Consider the following 23,861-nt stretch of genomic DNA (forward strand, 5'->3'; position numbering starts at 1 on the left):
ATCGCCCCCATGGTGCGACACGCCGAATTCGGGCCAACTGCCGTCTCCGGTAAGGCCGATGAGGAAGGGGGCGGCGTCGCCCCCGGCCGAATTCTGTCAGTGGCCGCAAGTAGGATGGCCGAATGACAAATCGGGGGCGCACATGCAAAGTTGCAGCCGTACTCACGTTGTCGGCGCTCGCGCTGACGGGGTTCACCACGGGGCGAGGCCACGGGGGAAGCAGCCGTCACGGAGGCGGCGGGGGTGGGGGCGGGTGCAGCAGTTCGAGCCAGGACCACGACAGTTCCTCGTCGAGCAGCTCCGGTTCCTCGGGATCGGTGTCCGCGGGTTCGGATTACGACGATGACGACGACTCGTACGGCAGCAGCACCAGCGGCGGGAGCGCAAGCAGCGGCGGCCGGTCGAGCGGCGGAGCGTACAACCGCAGGCCGAACCACGACTCCACCGCCTCCAGCTCGCCCGGCGGCCATGCGCTGCGCGACGCCAAGGCCAAGCTGGTGAAGTGCGCGAGTCCGGCGAAGCCGTACGCGACCGTCAAGGTCACGAACAGCAACGGCAGGACGAGCCGCTTCTACGTCTCCGTCACCTTCGTCGACGCGGCCGGCATCACCATCGTGGAGCGGAGCGAGAAGGTGAAGGTTCCGGGCCACGGCAAGGCGACGGCCCGAGTGGAGATCGGGGGCGGAGGCCTGGCGGAGTCGGTGGACCACTGCGAGGTCGACCCGCAGGCGTTCCCCGTCTCCGGCTGAGCCCGGGCGGGCAGCTTGCCGCCTCAAAGGTCCCTTATCCGGATGAAGCGGCCGCTTTGCCCGAACCGCCGCCATGGGGCGGGTTGTCTGTTCCGGCATGACTTCTCAAGGCGCACATCTCACCCATCCCGGCCTCGCCCGGATCACCGTCCACTCCGCCGACGCGACGACCGTGAACGCCGTGGCCCACGCCATCGCCGACCACCTGAACGCCACCAGCCCCACCGATCCGGAGCCGCTGCCGGACGAGGGCGGGGTGGTGGTGCACCAGTACGTCTATGCGGCACAGCCCGACGAGACGCCCCAGGTGACGGAGGAGTAGCGGGAGGCCGAGGGAACGAGAGGAGGGCGGCGGCTCACGGGGGCGGGACCCGGGTCAGGACCAGACCGTGAACGTCACGGTGACGGACGACTTCCTGCCCGCCGCGTCCGTGACCGTCAGGGTCGCGTTGCGGAAACCCCAGCTCGTCGGGGTACCCGAGATCACGCCCGTCGTGGGGTGGACGGCCAGCCCGGCGGGGAGGTTCGTCGCGGTGAAGGTGTACGGGGCCGTGCCGCCGGTCGCTGTCAGCGGCAGGCTCACCGGGCGCCCCACGTAGGCAGTCTGACTCCCCGGCGAGGCGAGCTGCGGCGCCCCCGTGCCAGGCGCGGTGACCTTCCACGCGAAGGACGTGGACCCCTTCTTGCCGGCCGAGTCCGTCGCGGTCACCGTCACCTGGTACGTCCCGGCGGTCGTCGGTGTGCCCGTGACGGTGCCGGTCGACGCCGCAACGGACAGCCCCGGCGGCAGCCCGGTGGCGGTCCACGTGTAGGGAGCCGTTCCGCCTTCCGCGCTGTTGCGCAGCTCCACCGGACTGCCGGTCGAGCCGGTCTGCGCGGACACGGCCGCCACCGTCACCTCGCCGGGTTGAGGGTCCGACGTGGCAAGCCGGGCACCGAACTTGGCGAGTGCCTCGTTCACCGGCTGGAAGATGGTGAACTTCTCGCCCCCTCCGCTGCTGCAGGTCGCGCTGCCGCCGCCCGAGTGCAGGCCCACGGCCTTGCCTCCGGCCGCGGTGACGTAACTACCGCCCGAGTCCCCGCCCGCCGAACAGGCGCTGGTGTAGGAGAGTCCGTCGATCACCACGTTCCCGTAGTCGACGCTCTGGTCGACCTTGGTCACCTCGCCGCACTGGTACCCGGTCGTCTGACCGGAGTGGCACACGGCCGTCCCGACCACCGCGTCGGACGAGCCTGTCACGGGGACGTCACCCTTGCCCCAGCCCGCGACCCTGGCCGCCAGGGACCAGCCCGGCTGGTCGACGTCGACGATGCCCATGTCGCCCTCGCGGGCGTTGACCGACCCCGAACCGTTCCTGTTCGAGGTGCCTACGCGTGTGCCGTCCTTGCCGTACGCGGGCTGGTCGGTGTCGTTGGTGCAGTGCCCGGCCGTGAGGAACGCCTTGCCGCCGCCGCTGGTCCGCGTCACCGGAAAACCGATGGAGCAGGGGGACTCGCTGCCGGGTATCCACTTCTCTCCGCCCACCACGTCGCCGCCCTGCTGACGGGGCAGGTCGTGGGACTCGACGACGCGTACGAGAGCGCCGAGGGAGGCGAGTCGGGTCCGCAGGTCTTTCGTGGCACTGGTCGACGCGTCGGGGTCGAGGACCACCTCGACCCGTCCCGACCGTGCGTCCGGGCCCCACGAGCGGACCCCGGGAACCCCTCGGCTCCAGGCACCGACCGTCCGCGTCACCGCCTCCAGCTCGGCGTGGGTGGTGCGTGTTCCGTGCGGTACGGCTCCGACGGCTCGTACGGCCGCGGCTGCTCGGTCCGTGGTGACGGACACGTGCAGGCGGCCGTCGGCCGCGTCGAACCAGAGCGCGGTGGCGCGGTCGCCGACCGTGGCACGGACGGCGGTCGCCGCACGCTGCGCGCGCCTCTCGTCGGCCAGGCGTTCGCGTACCCCAGCGGCATCCAGCCCCAGATCACGCGCCAGGGCGGCGCGGAGCCCCGCGGGCAGGGGAGGGGGCGCGGTGCTGCTGTCGGCGTGGGCGAGCGGTCCTGGCAGGGCGCCGAGCCCGGCGAGGGCCGCGACGGCCACGAGGCCGGCCAGCAGAGGCCGAGACCGAGGGCGAGAGCGGCGTGTTGGGGTGCGCATGGGGGAGTCCTTTCGGGAGCGGGTGTGCCGGTGGCGGGGTGTCAGCGGCGGTTCGGTCGTGAACCGGGGTGGTCGGGCGCCTGGTGAGGCAGGTGTGGGCGATGGCGTGCCGTCACTGAACGGGGCACAGCGTCCTGGTGCCGGGGCGCGGGCGGTATCCGGGAGGGCCCCTGTCGTGTGTGGGGGAGGGGCTGAGGGGGGCCGGGAGGGATCAGGGGGATGTCAGGGAGATCCCTCGCTCCGTGCGTGCGCCACGCACGGGCGTTGTGGCCGCGGAGCCGTCCGCCTACGGTGCCCGGTGTGCGAGGACGGACGAGCGCGGACGGAGAGTTCGATGCGTGCGCGGCGGAGGACGGCTGGGCAGCCGTGGTCAGCGGCGCCGCATCCCTGCTGCGACGCCACGGCCGACTGGCGGTCACCGGCCCCTGGGGCGCGGGCAAGAGCATGCTGCTGGAGGCCTTGGCCGAGCAGCCGCCGGCCCAGGACGGGGCAACGGCGCGGTGCTGCCTGCGGGTGACGGCTCAGGAAGGTGACGCCGACGTCCGCTACGGAGGGTTGGTCCAACTGCTCAGCGCGGCCGAGGTGAACGGTGGCGACGGCGGGATGTCACCCGGTACGCGGGATCGCGCCGGTGCCGTCGTCCCGGAGCCGAAGGGCGCCCTGTCCGGTGCGGGTTCCGGGAGCTGCCGCAGCTCCGACCTCCAACACCCCACAGCCGAGGGGCGCCCCGCACAGCCCCCTCGCCCCACGACGACCGCCGCCTCTCTGCTCCTGCGACATCTCGCGGCACCGCCTCCCGTACGAGGGCCGGCTCCCGGCCAAGGGCGAGTCACCGGGAACGACCACACCCACCCCCGCCCCAGCGCGTTCTCCTACGACACCGGCATCGACATCGACGTCGACGACCGGCTGGCGCTGCGGCTGGGCCTGACACGGATGTTCAGCGAAGGGCCGCCGCTGCTCCTCGTGATCGATGGCGCGCAGTGGCTGGATCCCGACAGCGCGGAACTGATCGGCTACGCGCTCCGCACGGTTCCCCGGGCGCAACTGGGGGCGCTGGTCGCCGAACGCACCGGCGGCCGGCCTGCCGTCGCGGCCACGCTGCTCGGCGGGCATCCGGCGGTCTTCTCCGTACCGCCCGCGGACCTGACCGAGACGGCCGCGACCTGCGCGCGTGCCGGGCTGTCCGTGCGGTGGGCGGCGTCCGTCCACCGGCACTGCGGGGGCCACCGGGCCCTGCTCGACGCGTGGGTCCGCCATGGATCCGCTCCGGCGCGGACGCCCGACGCGCCGGCTGCCGCGCCCCGGACGCCTGTCGCATCGGCTGCCCCGCTCCCCACGCCAGGCACGTCGGCCGCCGACGTCCGGCGACCGGGCGAGCCGACCGTGCCCGCGGCACTGCCTCGCACGGCCGCCGACCACCCCCGGCCGCCCGCCGCACCGGACGCCCCCGCCATAAGGTCCGGCGCGACGGCCGGCCTCTCGCCCGCCCCACCCCGCCAGGTGCGCGAGCTCGCCGCCGCGTGGCTCGCCTCCGTCCCGCCGGACGTGCTCGAGACCCTCCAGGTCGCCGCTCTGGCCGGCACCTGTGACGTGGACCTGTTGCGCCACAGCGGCCGGCGTCAGGCCGAAGACCAGCTCTCCCACGCGTGTGACGCGGGGCTGCTCCTCGACGACCAGGACCAGGACCAGCCCCAAGGCCCGGACCCGGCATCCGGCCACGCCCCGCACGGAGCCTCGTACCGGTTCGCCGCGACCGCCCTGTCGGACGCCGCAGCCGCCACCGTGTCCCGCGACCGTCGCACCGCCATCCACCGTGCACTCGCGGCCTGCTTCCACGGCCCCGTCGCACGGGCCCTGCACACCGCCCTGGCCCAGGAGACACCTGACCCGGGGGTCGCCGAGGAGACCGCGTACGCCGCGACCCTGGCGCGCGCCGCGGGTGAACGCCCGCGCGCCGCACAGCTGTTGCTCCTCGCCGCCCGCCTCACCCCGGCCGACCGGCCCCGACCGCGCCTGGAGCGGTTCGCCGCGGCCGCGGAACAGGCGGCGGCCGCCGGGTCCGCCGCCCTCACCCGCCATGCGGCGGACCGCATCATGACGGAACACGGCACCCCCGCCCAGCAGGTGCACGCCCTGCTGGCCGTCGTCGACGCGACCGGACAGGACACGGCCGGCGCCCGCCCCCTGCTCGCCACCGCCCGCAGGATCGCCGCGGACGACCCGGACCTGCTCGCCGCCGTCGAGCTCCGCGCCGCCGTCCAGGCGAACATCTCCGGCGAGGACCACGCAGGCGCCCTGCACCACGCCGAGGCCGCCACCGCCCTGGCCGTAACAGCGCGCAACTCGCCTCTGGAGGCTGCCGCGTTGACGATGACCGCCCGGATGCGGCGCGTACTCGGCCGCGTGGATGCCGCCGCGACCGCACTGGAGCGGGCGCTGTCCCTGGCCGTGCCGCCGGCGCGGCTCGGGGTACGGAACAGTCCGCAGTATCTCGCCGCCCGCCACGCCGTGTTCGACGCCCGCCCGGCGGAAGCCCGCTCGCTGCTGCTCCAACTCCTGCCCGTCGCCGAGGAGTCGGGGGAGCCGGAGGACCTGGTCGACCTGTGGCGGAGCCTCGCCGAGGTGGAAGCCGGCCGCGGTGCCTGCGGCGACGCCCTGCGCTGGGCGGAGCGCGCCGTCGACCTCACCGCGGCCGCCGGCCTGTCACCCGGCCCCGCCTGGTACACCGCCGCCCTGGCCCAGGCCTGCGGCGGACGGCACGATCGCGCGCTGCACTTCGCCGTCCACGCCGTACGCGCTTCCCGGGAAGAGGAGGACGCCCTGCACACGGCGCGCGGCCTGTGGGTTCTCGGGGCGACGCTCCTGCACACCGGCCGCGTCGAGAGCGCCGCCGCCGCGCTCGCCGAGGTCGCCGAGCTGGAGTCCCGGTCCGGGGCCGCCGACCCGGCCGTGCTCCGCTGGCAGGGCGACGCGGTCGAGGCGTTCGCCCTCAGCGGGCGCACGCGTGCGGCACAGGGACTCCTGGAAACCATGCAGGAGCGCGTCGGACCGCATCCCGCGCACGCCGCGTTGCGCGCCGCGCTCACCCGGGCCCGCGGACTCTGTCAGCACCTCGACGGCGCGGGCGACGAGGCCGCCGAGCTCTTGGCGGACGCGGCGGCGGTCTTCGCCCGGCTCGGTCTGCCGGTCGAGGAGGGCCGCACCCATCTGCTGCGCGGCCGGGTCGAGCGACGCCGTCGCCGCGCCGCCGCGGCCCGCGCCGCGTGGGAGACGGCCCGGACGCTCTTCGCGGACGCCGAGGCACACCCCTGGAGCGCGCTCGCCGACGACCACCTGGCGCATCTGACGGGCCGTACGCCGGGGCAGCTCCTGACCGATCACGAGCTGCGGCTGGCCGAACTGGTGCGCGGGGGTGCGACCAACCAGGAGGCGGCACAGCAGATGTTCATCTCGGTCAAGACCGTGGAGACGGTCCTGAGCCGCGTCTACCGCAAGCTCAACATCCGCTCCCGCACCCAGCTCGCCGCCGCGCTCACCGTCTGACGACAGGCCTCCCGGCCCGGGGCCCGTCAATGCGCGCGTCAGCTCGGCGGCCGCCACGCGGCCTGTGCCGCCTCGACGGTCGGATGGGTGGGAAAGACCTCTTCCAGTCCCGCGATGCGGAACACGCGGGTGACGCGCGCGGGCACCGCCGCCAGGACTATGGCCGCGCTCGCGGCGAGCGCGTAGTTGCGGGCGGCGAGGAAGACCGTGATCCCCGTGGAGTCGCAGAAGGTGAGTCGCCCGAGGTCGAGGACCAGTTGCTGGCCGGACCGCAGTTCGAGTCCGCGGAGCGCGACATGGACGTCGGGGGCGGTGCGGTGGTCCAGTTCCCCGGTCAGCTCTATGACCGCTCCGGCCGGGCCGACGAGCGTACGGATCGTCAGGAGTGGGGTCACTGCTGCTCTTCACTGGTGGGTCGGGGGACGCTGATGGCCAGGACGGCGGTGTCGTCGTCCACGCCCGTGCCGAGGGTGTCGAGCAGCTCGCGGATCGCGGCGATGGTGTCCGCGGCCGTGGTGGGCGCCAGACCGCGCGCGAAGTTCAGGAGGGCCTCGTCGCCGTAGCGGTCGTTGGCGCCCGTGCTCGCGGTGTGCGCCTCGGTGAGCCCGTCGGTGTGCAGCAGCAGGGTGTCGCCCGCGTCGAGGCGGATCGTGGTGGTGGCGATGTGGGCGTCGGGCAGTACGCCGATCAGCTGGCCGCCGGGCGTCGGGACGTAATCGGCGGTGCCGTCGGCCCGCATCAGCACCGCGGAGGGGTGGCCGCCGCTGGCCAGCGTCACCCGGAAACCGCCGTCGTCCCCCTCGGGCGTCATCAGGCCGAAGATGACGGTGCAGAACCGGGGGTCCGTGCCGTGGTACTCGTGGTTGAGCACGGTGTTGAGGTTCTTCAGGACCGCCACGGGATCCGGGTCGTAGACGGCGGCGGCACGCAGGGTGTAGCGGGCGAGGGAGGTGACCGCCGCGGCGGCGGCGCCCTTGCCGCAGACGTCACCGAGGAACAGGCCCCAGGCACCCGAGCCCAGGGGGAAGAGGTCGTAGAAGTCGCCGCCGACCTCGTCCGTGGACGCGATGTGGTAGTGCGCGGCCACGTCCAGACCGGGCACGCTCGCCAGCGTCGGCGGCAGCAGCGTCCGCTGCAGGGTGGCGTTGAGCCGCTGCAGGCGCTCCCGCTCCCGCTCGGCCTCCTGACGGGCGCGCAGCAGCTCCATCTCGTACGCGCGACGGTCGCGGGCGTCGAAGAGGGTGGTGCGGATCAGCAGCGGCTGTCCGTCGCTGCCGGTCTTCACGACCGACGTGACGAGAACCGGGAGCCGGGTGCCGTCGGCGGCCTTGAGCTCCAGCGCGATGCCGCTGATCTCCCCCTGCATGCGCAGCAGCGGTGCGAAGTGCGTCTCGTGGTAGAGCCGGCCGCCGACGGTCAGCAGATCCGAGAAGTGCTTGTTGCCGACCAGGTCGCCGCGCCCGTAGCCGAGCCAGTCCAGCAGGGTGGCGTTGACCTTGGCGATCCGGCCGTCGAGGAGCGTGGAGAGATACCCGCACGGAGCGTGCTCGTACAGGTCCTCCGCACTGTCTTCGAGCAGGGCGGAGAACTGCGCGCGCTCCTCCGCCGAGCCGGAGCCGAGACCGGGCTCGTGGTCCCCGCTGCCGCGTCCTCCGCCGTTGCCGTGCTCCCCGCTGTCGGTCTTGCACATCACCTGAGGGCACCCGCGAACGCGGCGATGGCCGAGGAGGTCTCCTCGGGGGCGGCGAGCTGCGGGCAGTGCCCCGTCGCCTTCAGCGTCACGAACTGGCTTCCGGCGATCTGCTGGTGCACGAACGCGCCCACCTCGGGCGGCGCGATCGCGTCGTGGGAGCACTGGGCGACCAGCGTGGGCACGCTCACCCGCGCGAGGTCCTCGCGGTTGTCGGAGAGGAACGTCACCCGCGCGAAGACCCGCGCGATCTCCGGGTCGGTGCGGCAGAAGCTGTTCGTCAGCTCCTCGCCCAGCTCGGGCCGGTCGGGGTTGCCCATGATGACCGGCGCCATGGCACCCGACCAGCCCAGGTAGTTCGCCTCCAGCGACTCGAGCAGCTCCTCGATGTCCTCGGCGCTGAACCCGCCTCGGTAGCCGGTGTCCGGGTCGTCGATGAAGCACGGGGACGGGGCGAGCAGCACGAGACCGGCGAACGCCTCCGGCTCCCGCGCCGCGGCGAGCACGCCCACCGTCGCGCTCACCGAGTGCCCGACGAAGGTGACGGGACCGAGCGCCAGCTCGCGGCAGATGTCCAGGACGTCCTCGACATAGCCGTCGAGGCTCGAGTAACGCTCCTTGCTCCACGCCGAGAGGTCGGAGCGCCCCGCGCCCACGTGGTCGAAGAGGACGACGGTGAAATCGCGCTCCAGCGCCGGCAGAACCAGCCGCCACATGTTCTGGTCGCACCCGAAGCCGTGCGCCAGCATCAGCACCGGCCCGTCGGGCCGGCCGGTCACCGTCACGTGGTTCCTGCTCCGTACATCCATGGGTACATCCTTTCAGACGGGGAAGCGGCGGGCGTCCCCCGGTCGGGTCCCCTGCGAACGGCCTCCTTCCCTCCGAATCTCAGCAGAGGGCGGGCGCATCTTTGTTCAAGGGGTAGCCCCTGCGGGGTGGCCCCGGGCGCGGCCCTTAACGGGGTGCCCCGGGCAGTCAGCGTGCCCAGGCCCGCCGCAGGGACCCGCGGGGGTCCTCGCACACTTCCCAGTCGCGGTCGATGATCATCGTCGACCGGCTCCGAGTGTCGTACGCGGCCCAGCCGGGGTCGCCGGTGCGGGCGAACCGGATCCAGGCCGCCCGCATCCGCGCGGACAGACCGGCCGGCGGGTCCCCGGGGCCGAGCAGCGCGGCGGGCCCGCGCAGCGGAGCGGGATCGGCACCGAAGACGAAGGGGAGCTCCGTCGTATGGGTGGCGCCGAGCTCCCCGCCGAAGGCACGCGAGCGCCACGCGAACAGATAGCTGTACGTGGCACCGGTGGACCCCTCCGCGTGCGCGTCGGCCAGGGCCCAGCTGCCCGCGCCGAACAGCGCGTCCCCCAGGACGGCCGACCGCAGCCGCCCCGGCGCGGCTCCCGGGTACGCCGCGCGGTAGGCCGCCACGAGGAGATCGGGCGCCGGGTGCGCGTCCTCGGCGACGGCTCGCACGTCCGCGCTCGTGGACGTGGCGTGGGCCCCCGAGGGCACCAGGTAGAGGTTCCCCTCTTCCGCGTTGGTGCCGACGAGGAGGTCCACGTCGGCCCCGCTCCCGGCGGCGAGGGCCTCGGCGGGCTGCCGGTCGGCGACCACGCTGAACGGACTGAGCCGAACGAGGGGGTCGAAGGCGCCGGCGGTCCGCAGATCGATACCGCCGAGCCCGGCGGCGGCCTCGACCAGCCGCGCGTCGGAGACGGGAGCGAACGCGTCGGCGTGCGGCGCGACACCCAGCGCGGCCGCGGCCGCCTCCCGTACCCGCCCGGCCTGCTCCGGCGTGAAGGCCCCCAGACCGCTGCCGCTCTGGACGATGGCGCGCCGCACCAGACCCCGGATCCCCGACACGGCGATGGCGGCCGCCGTCAGCGTGGCCCCGGCGGACTGCCCGAACAGCGTGACCCGCTGCGGATCGCCCCCGAAGGCCGCGATGTTCTCCCGCTCCCAGCCCAGGGCGGCGAGTACGTCCAGGAGGCCGCGGTTGCGGGGCGCGCCGGGGAGATCGAGGAACCCCGCGATGCCCAGGCGGTAGTTCACCGTCACCAGGACGACTCCGCCGCGGGCGAAACCCGCGCCGTCGTACAGGCTCGCGCGGGTCGAGCCCGCCACGAAGCCACCGCCGTGCACGAAGACCATGACCGGCAGGTCCTCACCGGCGGGCTCGGGCGCCCACACGTCGAGGGTGAGGTAGTCCTCCGTGTCCTTGTCCCGGAAGCCCTCGCCCTCCCGGAAGTCCTCGCCGCGGACCCAACCGGGTCCGAAGTAGGGCGACATGTCGATGGCCCCGAGGTCGCGCCGGGCCTGGGGCGCGGTGGGGCCCGGCACCGTCGCGTCCCGCACGCCGGCCCAGGGCGCGTGCGGCCGGGGTGCGGCGAAGCGGGCGGCGCCGACCGGGGGAGCGGCGTACGGAATTCCGCGGAAGACCGTGAAGCCCTTCTCACGTGCGCCGGCGACCGCCCCGTGGGCGGTGCCCACGATCCGTGGCTCCGCGCCGTCGCGCCGAGGGACGCCGCTCATTCGCCGTCCTCCTCACCGGTGTCCGAACCCGCACGGACGTGCGGGTTCTCACGGCAGTACGGGTCAGCACCGGCGTACGGGGTGAAGGGGGCCCAACCCTTGACGGCGAAGGCGTCGCCCGAGCGTTCGACCACGGCCGCGCCGTGTCCACCCAGGTGCGCGGGTACGACGAGGGCGTTGTGGTCGGCCGCCCGGCCCAGCACCCGGCGGCGCGTGGCGCGGGCCTCGGCGGGGTCCTCGCAGAAGCAGCTGTTGTGGTCCGGAGCGACGATCTGTGCGGGGCTGTGCAGCAGATCCCCGACGAACACCGCCCGGTCCGTGCCGCTGTCGAGGGTGAGGACACTGGAGCCGGGGGTGTGGCCGGGCGCCGCCTCCAGGACCAGGTTGGCGTCGATCCTGTGCCGCCCCTCCCAGAGCCGGACCAGGCCGGCCCGGTGCACGGGGGCGACGCTGTCCTCGAAGACGTTCTGGTTGCCGCGCCCGAGCCGGGTCCTGTGACCGTTCTCCGGGTTCCAGAAGACGAAGTCGGCCTCGGGCATCAGATACGTGGCGTTGGGGAAGGTGGGGACCCAGTCCCTGCCGTCCAGGCGGGTGTTCCAGCCGACGTGGTCGATGTGCAGATGCGTGTTGATCACCACGTCGACGTCCTCCGGGACGACGCCGGCCCGCGCCAACTCGCCCAGGAAGTCGGTGTTCAGATGGCTCCACACCGGCGCGTAGGGGCGCTCCTTGTGGTTGCCGGCCCCGGTGTCGACGAGGATGGTCCGGCCCTCGCTGCGCAGCAGCCAGCTCTGCGCCGCAGCGTTGACGACGTTCGTGCGCGGATCGAGGAAGTCGGGTGTGTGCCAGGCGGGGTTCTCCCAGGCGGCGGGCGGGCTGGTCGGCAAGAACGCGTCGGGCGTCATGCCGACGGGCCCGTAGTACTCCTTGACCCGCGTGACGGTGACCGCGCCGAGCTCGATCTGCTCCACGGGGAGGCGATGCTGCGCGGGGAGGCCTTGTTCTGCGCGGATGCGGTGCTCCACGGGGTGGTTCTGCGCTGCGGGGAGTTCTTGTTCCATCGGTGCTCCATGGCGTCGTCGTGCCGTCGCCTCACGGCCGGGCGTCGGCTCCGGATCACCACCGTCACCGGGCCCGCTCGGGGCAGCCAGACCCGCCGCTGCCTATCCCGGACAGGGGCAGGCTCGCGGGCACGGTCCGGCGGCAGACTGGAGAGATGAGACAGCGAGGCCGACTCGGCGACTTCCTGCACGCGCGACGCTCACAGCTGCGTCCCTCGGACGTCGGCCTGAAGGACTACGGAGACCGGCGGCGCGTCAGCGGCCTGCGCAGGGAGGAGATCGCGCTGCTCGCCGGGGTCAGCGCCTCGTACTACACGCGGCTGGAACAAGGGCACTCGACCGGAGCCTCCCCGGAGATCCTGGACGCCGTCGCCTCGGCCCTGCGGCTGGACGGGGCGGAGCGCACGCATCTCCACGATCTCGCCGACGCGGGACGACGACGTACGCCGGCCCGACGCCCCCGGCCCGAGCACGTGGGTGCCGCCACCCTGGACCTGCTGCACAGCCTCGACGGCGTGCCCGCCCTGGTCACGGGCCGCCGCGCCGACGTCCTCGCCTGGAACGGCCTCGGCCACGCCCTGTTCGCGTCGCACATGGACCCCGCCGGCCCGCGGCGGGCGGCCGAGCGGCCCAACCTGGCCCGCATGCTCTTCCTCGATCCGCACACGCGTGAGCTGTACGTCGACTGGCGGGCGAAGGGCGCAGCGATGGTGGAGAACCTGCGCATGGTCGCGGGCCGGCACCCCGACGACACGCTGCTCTCCGCCCTCATCGGCGAACTCGCCGTGAAGAGCCCCGAGTTCACCGCCATGTGGTCCGGCCACGGGGTACGCCCCTGCCACCTGGCACGGCACGAGATGCGGCACCCGCTGGTCGGCACGCTCACCGTCACCCACCAGAGCCTCGGGCTGCCGGATTCCGGGGACCAGCACGTGGTCCTGGCCGTCGCCGAGGCCGGTTCGCCGTCGCAGGCGGCCCTGACGCTCCTGGCCCAGGCCACGGTGGCGGACCGCGAGCCGGACGGCGGGGCGGACTTCCGGGCGGACCCCCGGGCGGGCGCGGGCCAGGGACGCCAGGAGACGTCGGCCTAGCGGCGTGCGGTCCACTGGCCCAGGTTGTTGCCCCCTCCTTCGGCCGCCTGCCGGAGCGCGTCCGTGCGGCCCAGCAGATCGCGCGGCAGGTAGTCCGAGCGGACGCCCAACTCCCACCCGTGCACCTGGACCGCCAGCGCGGCGAGCGCGATCGTGCCGGTGGGCAGCAGGGTCCGGGGAGGCGCGGACGAGGGCTCCGCGCCCGCGCCTTCCGGCCGCCCCGCACCCACCCCGTGCTCCATGCCCTGCCTGTACTCCACGAGCCGGGCGACAAGGGCCTGTTCGAACGCAGACCGATCGTCGTCGAGCAGCACCCGGAGCAGTCGCTGATCCGGTGACAGGGAGCCCGCGCCGTCCAGCGCCCGGGCCGCCTCCGCGCGCTCCTCGGCCTCCGGCTTCCGCAGTGCAACGGTGGGCCAGTCCCGGGGCAGGTGGCCGCCCGCCTCGGTCAGATAGCGGCACAGCGCGTCCATCCCGGCGAGATCGGCCGGGCGCGAGACCGACTCCAACGTCGAGTAGGGCACGCCGTCCCGGATCGCGGGCGCGTAGTCGCCGCGCAGCACCAGGCCTGTCGCGTCCCGCCAGTCCCACACCGTGCCGGCCACCACGCACAGCGCGAACGCTTCGACCCACGTCCGCGCGGTGGGCGCCCTCCCGACGACGCTGTCTCCGAGGCAGAGCTCCTCCGTGCTCAGTACCTCATCGACGAGGGGGAGAGCGATCTCCTGGTCCCCGTCGGGGAAGCAGCCGACGCTCAACGCTCCGAGCGCACAGGCCGCCGCGGTCCGCAGGGCGGTCCGCGTGTCCTCGTCGAACGGGGCGTCCCGCGTCGTCGTCCGGGCGGCGACGTGGTCCAGGAGGTCGTCCCGCAGGGACCTGACCCCGGCCAGGGAGAAGCGGTCGTAGCGCAGCGTGTGCCACTGCCCGAAGGCGCGCCCGCGGATGTCCTCCAACGCCCGGTCCAGATCCTGCCGCCCGACCTCGTGACGTGCCACTTCTCGCACGATGCCCGTCCCTTCCACGCCCCGCCGTTGACCCGTCAGATGATCACCCGACGGACAACCGCACGCTAGCAGCGAGGTGTGACAAGGGCATTGGGGCAGGGGCGTGGGGCAGGGAGACGTGATTCGTCTCCCCCCATGACCGAATCGGTCGACAACACGTGTCACCGCACGCAATCATGGAGTGACGATAGGTGAAGCCCGCACGTCGGACGGGTACACCGCGAGGGGGCCCCAGTGGAACCATCGGAAGCAGACATCGCCCTCGATCGCGATGTGTTCATGCGGAGCCTGATCCGTGAACTGGCAAGAGTGCTGGAGGACGTGGTCGGCCTGGAGGAAGCGGCCGGATACGTCAGCCTCGTCAGCCAGACCCTCGGCGCGGACATCAACCGCCAGTACGCCAAGGCGCTTTCGGCCGACCGGCTCGACCTCGGACAGGTGGCCAAGGTCATGGTCGACCTGAAGAGGCGCCTGGGCGGCGACTTCTTCGTCATCGAGGAGAACGACCAGCGCATCGTGCTGGGCAACCGCGTCTGCCCGTTCGGCGAGAAGGTCGTCGGACGGCCCTCGATGTGCATGATGACGTCGAACCTCTTCGGGACCATCGCCTCGGAGAACCTCGGCTACGCGCGCGTGGAGCTGGACAAGACCATCGCCCGCTGGGACGTGGGCTGCCGCGTCGTCGTCCATCTGCGGCCGCCGTGCGAGGCGGACCAGGGCACCGGGCGTGAGTACTACGGCGACATCCCGTGATCCATGACGAGACACTGGGACTGTTCCGCAAGATCACCGGACTGCTCACCGAACCGGTGCTGCTCGTCGCCGCCGATACGCGGGTCCTGGCCGCGAACCCGGCGGCCGTGCGGCTGCTGCCGGGCGTCGAGGACGGTCTGTCCCTGAGCGCCATGGTGTCCGAGACCGCCGACGACGTGGCCTCGTTCGTCCGCCAGTGGCTACGCACCGGCCACCCCACGCCCGCCGGCCTCACCCTGCACGGATACGACGGCTCGCGCGTGCGGTGCCGTTGCTTCGGTGCCCGAGCGCAGTGGCTCGCCACCCCGACCGTCCACCTGCGCGCCGTCCGCATCGACCCCGGCGACCGCTTCCTCACCCTGAAGGAGCGGGTCACCGCCCTGGACCGCGAACGCACGCTCCGCTTCCGCGCGACGGAGGACCGCATCGCGCTCACCGCGGCGCTCGATGCCGCCCGCGCCAGACTCGACCAGACGCACGCCCTCGTCGTGACGCTCAGGGAGGCCGCCACGGCGGCCGAGGTGGTCCGGATTGTCGCCGACCGCGTCCCCGGGGTCCTGGACTGCGCGAGGGCCGACCTCTACCTCGCGCCGGTTCCGCCCGCCCCCACCCGCCTGCACGTCCCCGTGCCCCCGCACGCCTCCCTCGTCCTCACCACGGACACTCTGCCCGCGCCGGACCACCTGGAGTCGGTGACGACCCTGATCGCCACCGCGCTCAACTCCCTTGCCTGAAACGGCGCGACGGTCCTCGCCGGACCGTCGGACGGGCCCGAGTTTCGCAGGGCCCCAGGGCCTCGCAAGGGCGTCGGCGCACAGGCGTCGCGTACCTGTCGCATACACGCGTCCGCGTCATAGTCACTGGGAAGTCGCCGGAGGCATACGAAAGTCCGCAGTGCGCCCCTGTCCAAAGCGCACTGCGGACCTCGTCCCCCGTCAGCGAGTGCCGACCGCCGCGCGCACGGCCCGGCGGGCCAGCTGGCAGTCGTCGTGCAGCCGCCTCAGGAGCAGCCGTTGTTCCTCGCCGGACGGCGCGGCACCGGGGTGGGCCTGGACCGGTGCCGTCGGGGTCGCGTCGTGCATCGAACGCTGCACGGCGGATTCGTACGTACGGATCTCGCGGGTCAGCACCAGCATCAGGTTCACCAGGAACGCGTCGCGCGCCGCGGGGCCCGCGGCCTGCGCCAGCTGGCTGATCTCGCGCCGGGCCATCGGGGCGTCACCGAGGACCGCCCACAGCGTCGCCAGGTCGTACCCCGGCAGGTACCAGCCGGCGTGCTCCCAGTCGACCAGGACGGGGCCGGTCGGGGAGAGCAGGATGTTCGACAGCAGGGCGTCGCCGTGGCAGAACTGCCACATGGCCTGGGAGCCCTGGCCCTGGTGCCCCACCGAGTGCGCGATGCCGTGCAGCAGCTTCTGCAGGTCACCCATGTCGCGGTCGGTCAGCAGCCCCAGCTCATGGAAGCGGGAGATCCGCTTGCCGTAGTCGAACGGCCTGCCGAACATCTCGGCCGGAGGGCGCCACTGGTTGAGACGGCATACCGAACCGAGCGCCGCTCGGATGTCGGCACGGGGCGGCGACTCGATCGGGTGGCGGAGCAGCGCCGCCACCCGGCCGGGCATCCGCTCGATCACCAGCGTGCAGTCGTCGGGGTCGGCGGCGATGAGCCGTGGAGCCCGGACCGGCGGGCGGTGCCTGACGAACGAGCGGTAGGCCGCTATCTCGTGCCTGATCCGCTCGGCCCACACCGGTGAGTGGTCGAGCAGACACTTGGCGACGGCGGTACCGCGCCCCGCCGTGCCGACGAGCAACACCGTACGCCCGCTGCGGCGGAGTACCTGCACGGGATTGAACTCCGGGCAGATGCGGTGCACCGAGGCGATCGCGGTGCGCAGTTGCGCCCCCTGGGGGCCTGACAAGTCGAGTCTCCCGCTGAGCGGTTGCGTGCCGGAACCCGGCATGCGGGGCGTGCGGCCCACGCCCAGCGGTGCGCCGACGGCGCGCACCGGCTCCAGGTAGGGGCCGCTCCCCGACGTGGGGGGGATCTCGCGGCTCCGGTGGACCGGGGGGCGCGGGCGCAGCGGCCGGGGCGGGGCGGACACGGAGGACGATGCTGCGTACATGGGCGATACAGATCCCTTCGTGTGCCTGTGAGTTGCGTGCGCCTCCCGGCCCGGCCGCTTCGGGTGCACCCTGGGGAGTGCCGTGCGGCGGCCGGGTCGGGGTGGCGCATTCCTACCTGACACCCGTCGTCCCCTGGCACACCATCTGGCGCACCCTGGCGAACCCTGGCGAATAGTCGCTCAGCAACTGACAGAGGGTTACTGTCAACTCAGCCGAGAACCTGGGGGCTTGACGTGAACGGACAACCCAACACCCGCCTTTCGGACCTGTTCGGCCTGGCCGGCTGGTCCAAGGGGGAGCTCGCGAGACTGGTGAACCGGCAGGCGGCGGCCATGGGCCACCCGCAACTGGCCACGGACACCTCGCGGGTGCGGCGGTGGATCGACACGGGAGAGATCCCGCGCGATCCGGTGCCTCGGGTGCTGGCTGTTCTCTTCACCGAGCGTCTCGGCCGTGTCGTGACCACTGAGGATCTAGGCATGGTCCGGCACGGGCGCGCAGGGAAACGGCGTGGCGACGGGAGTGTGGAGCACCCCGACGGCGTGCCGTGGGCGCCCGAGCGGACAGCCGCGGTCCTCACCGAATTCACGGGAATGGACCTCATGCTCAACCGACGCGGCTTGGTGGGCGCGGGCGCTGCGCTTGCCGCAGGCTCCGCACTCAGCAGCGCCATGCACGACTGGCTGCACACCGATCCGGCCTTCGCGGCCGACGCCCCCCACATCGACGATCCCCTGCACGCCGACCCCGCTGGGTTCGACCGCTACGAGGCCGCCCCCATCGGGTCCCAGGAGATCGAGGAACTGGAGCGCTCGGTCGAAGTGTTCCGCGCGTGGGACGCGGCCCGCGGCGGCGGGCTGCAGCGCAAGGCCGTGGTGGGCCAGCTCAACGAGGTGGGCGGCATGCTCGCCTACCGGCACCCCGACCATCTGCAGCGGCGCCTGTGGGGCGTCGCCGCCAACCTCGCCGTACTCGCCGGCTGGATGTCGCACGACGTCGGGCTCGAACCCACGGCACAGAAGTACTTCGTCATCGCGGCGCACGCGGCCCGCGAGGGCGGCGACCGGCCGCGTGCCGGGGAGGCGCTGTCCCGCGCCGCGCGCCAGATGGTGCACCTCGGCAAGCCGGACGACGCCCTGGACCTGATGAAGCTCGCCAGGTCCGGCGCCGGCGAGGAGGCGCTGCCCCGCACGCGGGCGATGCTGTACACCATCGAGGCGTGGGCGCACGCGTCGATGGGGCGCGGCCAGGCGATGCGGCGCACGCTCGGCATCGCCGAGGACCTCTTCGTGTCGGACAAGGGGGATGTGCCGCCGCCGAGTTGGATGCAGATGTTCGACGAGGCGGACCTGCACGGCATGCAGGCCCTGGCGTACCGCACCCTCGCCGACCACGAGGCGTCCGCGGCGAACGTCGCCCAGCGGCACGCCAAGGAGGCGATCGAGCTGCGGGCGAAGAACCGTGACCGGTCGCAGATCTTCGACTACATCTCCCTCGCCTCGGCCTGCTTCATCGCCGACGACCCCGAACAGGCCGACCGCTATGCGCGGCTGGCACTGGTGTCGATGCGGGCCAACTCCTCGCAGCGCACCTGGGACCGGCTGCGGGAGATGTATCGCCTGACGGCGCAGTACGGCGGCTATCCGAAGATCCAGGACCTGCGGGAGGAGATCAAGCTCGCGCTGCCGAAGGCGGCCAGGGGCGCGGGGAGGACGGCGAGGGCGTAGCGGGTACGGAGAGGGCGCAAGGCACGGGAAGGGCTGGGGCGTTCGGCTCAGATCCGCACGACCAGCAGGCACGCGTCGTCCTCGCGCGGAGAAACGTCGAACTCCTCGACGACGGTGCGCACGCAGTCCTGTGCGGTACGCGTCTCGGTGAGGCGGGACGCGAGGGAGAGCAGCAGTCCCGTCGCGGAGTCCCTGTCCTGCCCCGGCACCAGGCCGTCGGTGTGCAGCAACAACAGGTCACCTGAACGGAGTTGCTCTTCGGCCTGTTCGTACGCCGCCCCCGAGGTGGCGCCGAGGAGGACGCCGTGCGGGGGCGTCAGGGCGCGTCCCGTCCCGTCGCGGAACAGCAGTGGGGTGGGATGGCCGGCCTGTGCCCAGGTGAGGAGGTGGGTGGGCGGGTCGTAGCGGCAGCAGACGGCGCTGCCGAGGGCGGGCTGGACCGTGGCGTCCAGCAACTGGTTCAGCCAGCCCATGATCCGGCCCGGTGCGGCTCCGGCGACCGCCATGCCGCGCAGCGCGCCGAGCAGCATCGCCATGCCCGAGGTGACCGACACGCCGTGCCCGGTGAGGTCGCCGACGCTCAACAGGGCCGTTCCGTCGGGGAGTTCCATCGCGTCGTACCAGTCGCCGCCGATGAGCGAGCTGGTCGAGGAGGGGAGGTAGTGCGCGGCGAGATCGAGCCGACCGGGGCCGCCGTGCGGAAGCCGCAGGGAGTCGCGCCATGGCGGCAGCACCGCCTCCTGCAGCTCGACCGCGAGGCGGTGTTCGGTCTGCGCGATGTCGTGCCGGCGCCGGAGGGAGTCGCGGCTCTCGCGCAGCACGCGCTGGCTGCGGCGTAACTCGCTGACGTCCCGAAGCACCGCCCACATGGAGGCGGTGGAGCCGTCCGCGGCGAGCACCGGCTCACCCATCATGTGCACCTGCCGCAGCCGGCCGTCGGAACGCTTGACACGGAACTCGCCGTCGATGGGCTTTCCGTCGATGAGGCAGTCCGTGACCATCGTGGTGAGCCGCGGCTGGTCCTCGGCGTGCACCAGGGAGGGGAGTTCGTCCAGGGAGAGCGGGGGAGCGGCCGGGTCGCGGCCCAGGATGTGGTAGAGCTCGGCGGACCAACTCGCCTCGTCGGTCAGGAGGTTCCACTCGGCGCTGCCCACCCGGCTCAGAAGCGATCCGCGGTGTGGATCGGCGCCCTCCGCGGCGGCCGGGACCGCGGGCTCCCCACCCGCCCGCGGCGGACCGTCCCGCAGCTGCGCCAGATGATCGTCGAGGTCGTTGAGCTGATGCACCGCCAGGTCGCACAGGGCTCGCTGCCAGCGTCCCTCGAGGTCACCGCGGCCGGCCTCGGCCACGGCGTCACGCCGCACGGCGTCGACCTCGCCGCGCAGCCGGCGCGTCTGCGAGATCAGCGCGTCGACCGTGCCGCGCTCGGGCGGCCGGGCGGCTGCGTGGTCCGCGAAGACATGGGACGGCATGAGGTGCTCCGGTGAAGGTGCGGTGCGACCGACTTGGCGGGTGGTGGACCGCTAACGACTTTCGCACAGCAGGGGGTGGCCCGTAAGGGATTTGGCAACACACGATGCGGTGGTGCTTCTGACATATGCCGTTGGCCCACGGGTATGTGGACGCTGCGGAGGAGGCCCTAGCCGGGGCGGATCGCGGCCTCGATGTGGCCCAGCTGGGCCGCAAGGATCTCTTCGAACGCGGGCCGGCGGTCCGCGCCGAGCGGACGGACGTCACGGGCGAAGTGCGCCAGGGCGGGGAAGCGTTCGGGGTCGGCGCCGAGGACTGTGACGCGGAACAGCTCCATGCCTTGCTCGTACTCCTCCGGGCTGATCGTGTCGACTCCGGCCTCGGAGGCGACCAGCGCGGCGATGAGGACCGCGAGCCGGTGATAGCGCACCGGGACCTCTTCGTCGGGCAGGCCCGAGGCGCGCAGGGCCTGCAGAATCTCCTCCACGACCAGCCGGGAACCGGCGCCGCCCGAGGCGTACCGTCCCCAGACCGCGGCGAGCTGGGGCTGTTCCCCGAACGCCTCCCGCACGCGCAGGGCCACGGCGGTGATGCGCTGCTTCCAGTCGCCCTCCGCGCGGTAACCGTCCATCGACGTCAGAAGGGTGCGGTCGGCGACCGCGCGCAGCAGCTCCGTCTTGCTGCGGAAGTGCCGGTAGAGGCTGGAGGAATCGGTCCCCAGCGTCGCGGCGAGCTTGCGCACGCTGAACGACTCCGTGCCGCTCGTGCGCAGCAACTCCACTGCCGCGTCCAGGATTTCCTCGGTCGTCCAGCGCCTTCGACCTGCCATTTCGCCCCTCTCGTCGCGCTCAGTCTAGCCCAGGCATTCGGTATGCACTTGGTGATGCACGCACCGCGTGCATAATGAGGATATGAGCGTGCCGAGCGACCCGGCAGCAGCCGGGCCGACGCGTCACGCGTGCCCTGTCACCCGGCTCGGGCGGCCGATGCGGAGCCCGGCCCGAGTACTGCGAAAGGACGCATGTCGTGAGGAACTCACTGGATTCCGCGGCGCTCGATGCCGCCATGGAAGACGTCCACCGCGCCGGGGTGCCGGGCCTGTTCGCCGAGGTGCGCGCCGACGGCGGGGTCTGGCGCGGCGCCGTCGGGGTCGCCGATCTCGGCACGGGCCGCCCGGTCACCGCCGACATGCGGCACCGGGTCGGCAGCATCACCAAGACCTTCACCGCCGCGGCGGTTCTCCAGCAGGTCGAGAGAGGCCGGATCGGGCTCGACGCACCGATCGGCAGGTACCTGCCGAAGCTCGTTCCCGGCGAACGCGGTGACGCGATCACGGTCCGGATGCTCATCAACCACACCAGCGGCCTCGCCGAGTACCTCCCGTACGCCTACCCCTCCCTGAAGACGTTCCCCGACCCCGTGGGCACCCGGCCGCAGAGCCTGGACGACCACCGGCACACCCGGTTCGACCCCGTCGAGCTGATCGAGATGGGGGTCGCCGCGCCCGCCGTCGGCACCCCGGGCGGCGCTCCTGGGGTGTACTCCAACACCAACTACCTGCTCCTCGGCCAGCTGTTGGAACAGGTGACCGGCGCCTCGGCCGAGCAGTGCATCACCCGGAACGTCATCGAACGCGCCGGGCTCCAGGACACCGAACTCCCCACCGGGCCGTACGTCGACGGACCGCACTCGCGGCTCTACGAGTCGTGGTTCGGCATGATCGACCCGCCGCGTGACTACAGCGTCTTCGACATGTCGTTCGTGGGCCCGGCGGCTTCCCTCATATCGACCGTCGCGGACCTCAACCGCTTCTACGCCATGCTGCTCGCCGGGGAGATTGTCGCCCCGTCGTCACTGGCGCAGATGCAACGCACCGGCCCGGTGATCTCCCAGGAGGGAAAGACGATCGACTACGGCCTCGGTCTGCACCCGATGGGGGGTCCCGGGGAGGGCGTCTTCTGGGGCCATGGCGGGTCGGTGTGGGGCGGTGGAGCGCTGGCCATGACCCGTGCCGACGGCAAGCGGCAGCTGGCGGTCGCGGTGAACCTGCAGCGGTGGAACACGTTCGACGCCGCGGGCAAGCCGCGGCCCCACCCCATCGACGCCGCGCTCGCTGCTCTCCACCGCGTGGCGATGTACGGCTGACCGGACCACTCCCGCCGCGTCCCGGGAGTCCCCACCGCAGCGGCGCGGTGAGGTTGACCAGGCCGGTGACCCACCACAGGGCGGCGTACGCGCCCAGAGCGCCCAACCGGCAGCTTCGCGAGGACGGAGACCGCCGCCCGCCAGCCGACGCCGTCCCGTAGCGGCGCGCCCAGCCGCCCCACGAAGCCGCTGCCCGTCGGCGCGGGCAGGGGCACGGCTGTCCACTCGCGGATGAGCGCGGCGGCGAGGCCGCGGTGGGCGCCGCCCGGCGCGCGGGCCAGCCGGAGGCCGGCGACGAGGAACAGCGCGCCGACCACGGCGAGCACGAGGGAGGCGGTGAGTCCGGCCCCGGGGGCCGGCACCGCGGCGAGGGCGACCCCGCCCGCGCGGCCGAGCGGCAATCCGATCAGGCAGTACGCCGCCTCGGCCCAGGCCCGCCGGGTGAAGGGGACGCGGGTGATCCCCGTGGCGGCCCGGCTCAGGCGGGCGACCGGGTGGTCCGTCGACCGGTCGGCCGGGCGGCGGTCCCGGTTCGGGCGAATCGCACGGAACGCGGCTTCCCTCCGTCTGCCCTGGGGGTCTTCCCCCGCGGGGAGGTGGCGCCGCGGCGTCCATGTGGCGCGTTTCCTCCCGCGCGGATGTCCCGTTCTTGCCCTTGGGTAAAGTGAGGAGGGCGTGAAGAATTCGTGACGGTCGGCTTCTCGGTGCTCGGCTATTGAGCGCTCGGCTTCTGGGTCCGGCGGGAGGCCGGCGCGGTCTGCTCCGCGCAGCGGCGTCCGCGACCACGGGCCGCGCTCCGGCCCACTGCCCCCAGCGGGGGCCGGAGCGCTCCGGGGCCCGTCGCACGCCTCAGCCCACCGCACGCCGCACGAGGTCGGCGATCCGCGTCTCCACCTCCGGTGTCACCTCGGTGAGGGCGTAACCGGCCGCCCACATGGGGCCGTCGTCCAGCTGCGCCAGGTCGCTGAAGCCGAGGGTCGCGTAACGCGCCTTGAACTTGTCCGCGCTCTGGAAGAAGCAGACCACCTTGCCGTCCAGGGCGTAGGCGGGCATCCCGTACCAGAGCTTCGGCGCGAGGGCCGGGGCGTTGGCCGTGACGACGGCGTGGACGCGCTCGGCCATGACGCGGTCCGGCTCCGGCATCGCGGCGATCTTCGTGAGGACGTCCCGTACGGCCTCCGCCGCCTTGTCCGCGGCCGAGGTGCGGCGGCCCGCCTTCTTGAGCTCCTGGGCGTGGTCCTTCATCGCGGCCCGCTCCTCGGCCGTGAATCCTTCGTGCTTGGCGCTGTCGGTGCTGGTCATGTCGGGGGTGCTCCTTAGGGATGGGGTAGGGCGGTTCGGCTGCGTGGAGAGTGAGGAGAGGGGGAGGAGGGGGAGGAGGAGAAGCGTGGGGCGGGGGCCGCGGTCACCGGTCCCGGTCCTCCAGGAGGCCGAGCAGGTTGCCGTCGGGGTCGATGAGGGTGGCCACCAGGCGGCCGCCGCCGACGTCGCCCGGCGCGTCCTTCACGGTGGCGCCCGCGGCCGTCAGCTCGGCGACCTTCGCCTCGATGTCCCGCACGTGCCAGTACGCCAACGACGAGGTCAGTCCCTGCGGACCGCCGCCCGGCAGGAGACCGACGTGCTGGCCGACAGGCCGGCCGCCGGTGTCGAAGCCGACGTAGTAGGGGTCGTCGATCTGCGGGGCGGCACCGAGCAGGGCGGTGTACACGGCCTTCGCCTGGGCGAGGTCGGACACCGGCAGCAGCAGGGTCCTGATCTCCGGGGTCTCGGAGGAGGAGCGGATGGGGTCGGCGGGGCTGACGGGACTGGGCATGGGAACTCCTGGTGTTCTGGCG

The 23,861-nt window shown here is 73.0% G+C and carries 20 protein-coding genes and 1 pseudogene; 8 read left to right on the forward strand and 13 right to left on the reverse strand.

Annotated features, from left to right (window positions below; translation table 11 throughout):
* Window positions 1-317: 317 nt before the first annotated feature.
* Both ACZ6B8_RS25730 and ACZ6B8_RS25735 read left to right on the forward strand, forming a co-directional pair.
* Entirely contained in the window at window positions 318-749 is a 432-nt protein-coding gene (locus ACZ6B8_RS25730) for a hypothetical protein (RefSeq protein ID WP_471608793.1), read from the forward strand.
* Between the two features lie 97 nt (window positions 750-846).
* Window positions 847-1,071, forward strand: a complete 225-nt coding sequence (locus tag ACZ6B8_RS25735) for a DUF6207 family protein (RefSeq protein WP_471608794.1) — start codon at window positions 847-849, stop codon at window positions 1,069-1,071.
* A gap of 54 nt (window positions 1,072-1,125) precedes the next feature.
* On the opposite strand, the gene ACZ6B8_RS25740 is transcribed toward ACZ6B8_RS25735, so the two are convergent.
* Complete coding sequence (locus ACZ6B8_RS25740; RefSeq protein ID WP_471608795.1) at window positions 1,126-2,832, reverse strand: putative Ig domain-containing protein; 1,707 nt, start codon at window positions 2,830-2,832, stop codon at window positions 1,126-1,128.
* 357 nt (window positions 2,833-3,189) lie between these two features.
* Here ACZ6B8_RS25740 and ACZ6B8_RS25745 point away from each other — a divergent pair, with 357 nt between their 5' ends.
* Window positions 3,190-6,435, forward strand: coding sequence for a helix-turn-helix transcriptional regulator (locus ACZ6B8_RS25745; RefSeq protein WP_471608796.1), 3,246 nt, complete (start codon window positions 3,190-3,192; stop codon window positions 6,433-6,435).
* A 38-nt stretch (window positions 6,436-6,473) separates the two neighbouring features.
* On the opposite strand, the gene ACZ6B8_RS25750 is transcribed toward ACZ6B8_RS25745, so the two are convergent.
* The 5 genes from ACZ6B8_RS25750 to ACZ6B8_RS25770 all read right to left on the reverse strand — a co-directional run bounded on the left by ACZ6B8_RS25750 (window position 6,474) and on the right by ACZ6B8_RS25770 (window position 11,622).
* Complete coding sequence (locus ACZ6B8_RS25750) at window positions 6,474-6,830, reverse strand: STAS domain-containing protein (protein WP_471071220.1); 357 nt, start codon at window positions 6,828-6,830, stop codon at window positions 6,474-6,476.
* A complete protein-coding gene (locus tag ACZ6B8_RS25755) occupies window positions 6,827-8,125 on the reverse strand; it encodes a PP2C family protein-serine/threonine phosphatase (protein ID WP_471071217.1) in 1,299 nt (432 codons plus the stop codon). The genes ACZ6B8_RS25750 and ACZ6B8_RS25755 overlap by 4 nt, the downstream gene beginning before the upstream one ends.
* Window positions 8,125-8,934, reverse strand: coding sequence for an alpha/beta fold hydrolase (locus ACZ6B8_RS25760; protein WP_471608797.1), 810 nt, complete (start codon window positions 8,932-8,934; stop codon window positions 8,125-8,127). The genes ACZ6B8_RS25755 and ACZ6B8_RS25760 overlap by 1 nt, the downstream gene beginning before the upstream one ends.
* A gap of 166 nt (window positions 8,935-9,100) precedes the next feature.
* Window positions 9,101-10,651: a carboxylesterase/lipase family protein gene (locus tag ACZ6B8_RS25765; RefSeq protein WP_471608798.1), complete on the reverse strand. Its 1,551-nt coding sequence runs from the start codon at window positions 10,649-10,651 to the stop codon at window positions 9,101-9,103.
* Window positions 10,648-11,622 carry an MBL fold metallo-hydrolase gene (locus ACZ6B8_RS25770; RefSeq protein ID WP_471608923.1) on the reverse strand — a complete coding sequence of 325 codons (975 nt, stop codon included), beginning with the start codon at window positions 11,620-11,622 and terminating at the stop codon, window positions 10,648-10,650. Before ACZ6B8_RS25770 ends, ACZ6B8_RS25765 begins: the two co-directional genes overlap by 4 nt.
* 245 nt (window positions 11,623-11,867) lie before the next feature.
* Between ACZ6B8_RS25770 and ACZ6B8_RS25775 the strand changes: the two genes are divergently transcribed.
* Entirely contained in the window at window positions 11,868-12,803 is a 936-nt protein-coding gene (locus tag ACZ6B8_RS25775) for a helix-turn-helix domain-containing protein (protein WP_471608799.1), read from the forward strand.
* On the opposite strand, the gene ACZ6B8_RS25780 is transcribed toward ACZ6B8_RS25775, so the two are convergent.
* Window positions 12,800-13,807 (reverse strand): immunity 49 family protein, encoded by a 1,008-nt coding sequence (locus tag ACZ6B8_RS25780; protein WP_471608800.1) that lies wholly within the window; start codon window positions 13,805-13,807, stop codon window positions 12,800-12,802. The genes ACZ6B8_RS25775 and ACZ6B8_RS25780 overlap by 4 nt on opposite strands.
* Window positions 13,808-14,086: 279 nt before the next feature.
* Between ACZ6B8_RS25780 and ACZ6B8_RS25785 the strand changes: the two genes are divergently transcribed.
* A complete protein-coding gene (locus tag ACZ6B8_RS25785; protein WP_471608801.1) occupies window positions 14,087-14,560 on the forward strand; it encodes a methanogen output domain 1-containing protein in 474 nt (157 codons plus the stop codon).
* Entirely contained in the window at window positions 14,557-15,294 is a 738-nt protein-coding gene (locus ACZ6B8_RS25790) for a hypothetical protein (RefSeq protein WP_471608802.1), read from the forward strand. Before ACZ6B8_RS25785 ends, ACZ6B8_RS25790 begins: the two co-directional genes overlap by 4 nt.
* Window positions 15,295-15,495: 201 nt before the next feature.
* Here the strand turns inward: ACZ6B8_RS25790 and ACZ6B8_RS25795 are convergent, their stop codons facing one another.
* The gene (locus ACZ6B8_RS25795; protein ID WP_471608803.1) at window positions 15,496-16,683 is read right to left on the reverse strand and encodes an aminoglycoside phosphotransferase family protein; all 1,188 of its coding nucleotides are present in this window, start codon (window positions 16,681-16,683) and stop codon (window positions 15,496-15,498) included.
* Between the two features lie 234 nt (window positions 16,684-16,917).
* Here ACZ6B8_RS25795 and ACZ6B8_RS25800 point away from each other — a divergent pair, with 234 nt between their 5' ends.
* On the forward strand, window positions 16,918-18,411 hold the full coding sequence (locus tag ACZ6B8_RS25800; RefSeq protein WP_471071187.1) for a DNA-binding protein NsdB: 1,494 nt from the start codon (window positions 16,918-16,920) through the stop codon (window positions 18,409-18,411).
* A 47-nt stretch (window positions 18,412-18,458) separates the two neighbouring features.
* Here the strand turns inward: ACZ6B8_RS25800 and ACZ6B8_RS25805 are convergent, their stop codons facing one another.
* Both ACZ6B8_RS25805 and ACZ6B8_RS25810 read right to left on the reverse strand, forming a co-directional pair.
* Window positions 18,459-19,883 (reverse strand): PP2C family protein-serine/threonine phosphatase, encoded by a 1,425-nt coding sequence (locus tag ACZ6B8_RS25805; protein WP_471608804.1) that lies wholly within the window; start codon window positions 19,881-19,883, stop codon window positions 18,459-18,461.
* 167 nt (window positions 19,884-20,050) lie between these two features.
* On the reverse strand, window positions 20,051-20,710 hold the full coding sequence (locus ACZ6B8_RS25810; RefSeq protein ID WP_471071182.1) for a TetR/AcrR family transcriptional regulator: 660 nt from the start codon (window positions 20,708-20,710) through the stop codon (window positions 20,051-20,053).
* 236 nt (window positions 20,711-20,946) lie between these two features.
* On the opposite strand from ACZ6B8_RS25810, the gene ACZ6B8_RS25815 reads away from it, so the two are divergent.
* A complete protein-coding gene (locus ACZ6B8_RS25815; protein WP_471608924.1) occupies window positions 20,947-22,026 on the forward strand; it encodes a serine hydrolase domain-containing protein in 1,080 nt (359 codons plus the stop codon).
* A 161-nt stretch (window positions 22,027-22,187) separates the two neighbouring features.
* Here ACZ6B8_RS25815 and ACZ6B8_RS25820 read toward each other — a convergent pair.
* From ACZ6B8_RS25820 to ACZ6B8_RS25830, 3 genes and pseudogenes are all read right to left on the reverse strand, one after another.
* Window positions 22,188-22,889, reverse strand: a pseudogene (locus ACZ6B8_RS25820) (hypothetical protein); the annotation flags it as partial.
* Window positions 22,876-23,328 (reverse strand): iron chaperone, encoded by a 453-nt coding sequence (locus ACZ6B8_RS25825; protein ID WP_471608805.1) that lies wholly within the window; start codon window positions 23,326-23,328, stop codon window positions 22,876-22,878. The gene ACZ6B8_RS25825 and the pseudogene ACZ6B8_RS25820, both read right to left, overlap by 14 nt.
* A 103-nt stretch (window positions 23,329-23,431) precedes the next feature.
* Window positions 23,432-23,839, reverse strand: a complete 408-nt coding sequence (locus tag ACZ6B8_RS25830) for a VOC family protein (protein WP_471608806.1) — start codon at window positions 23,837-23,839, stop codon at window positions 23,432-23,434.
* Window positions 23,840-23,861: the final 22 nt, after the last annotated feature.

This window comes from Streptomyces sp. NPDC041122, assembly GCF_055592445.1.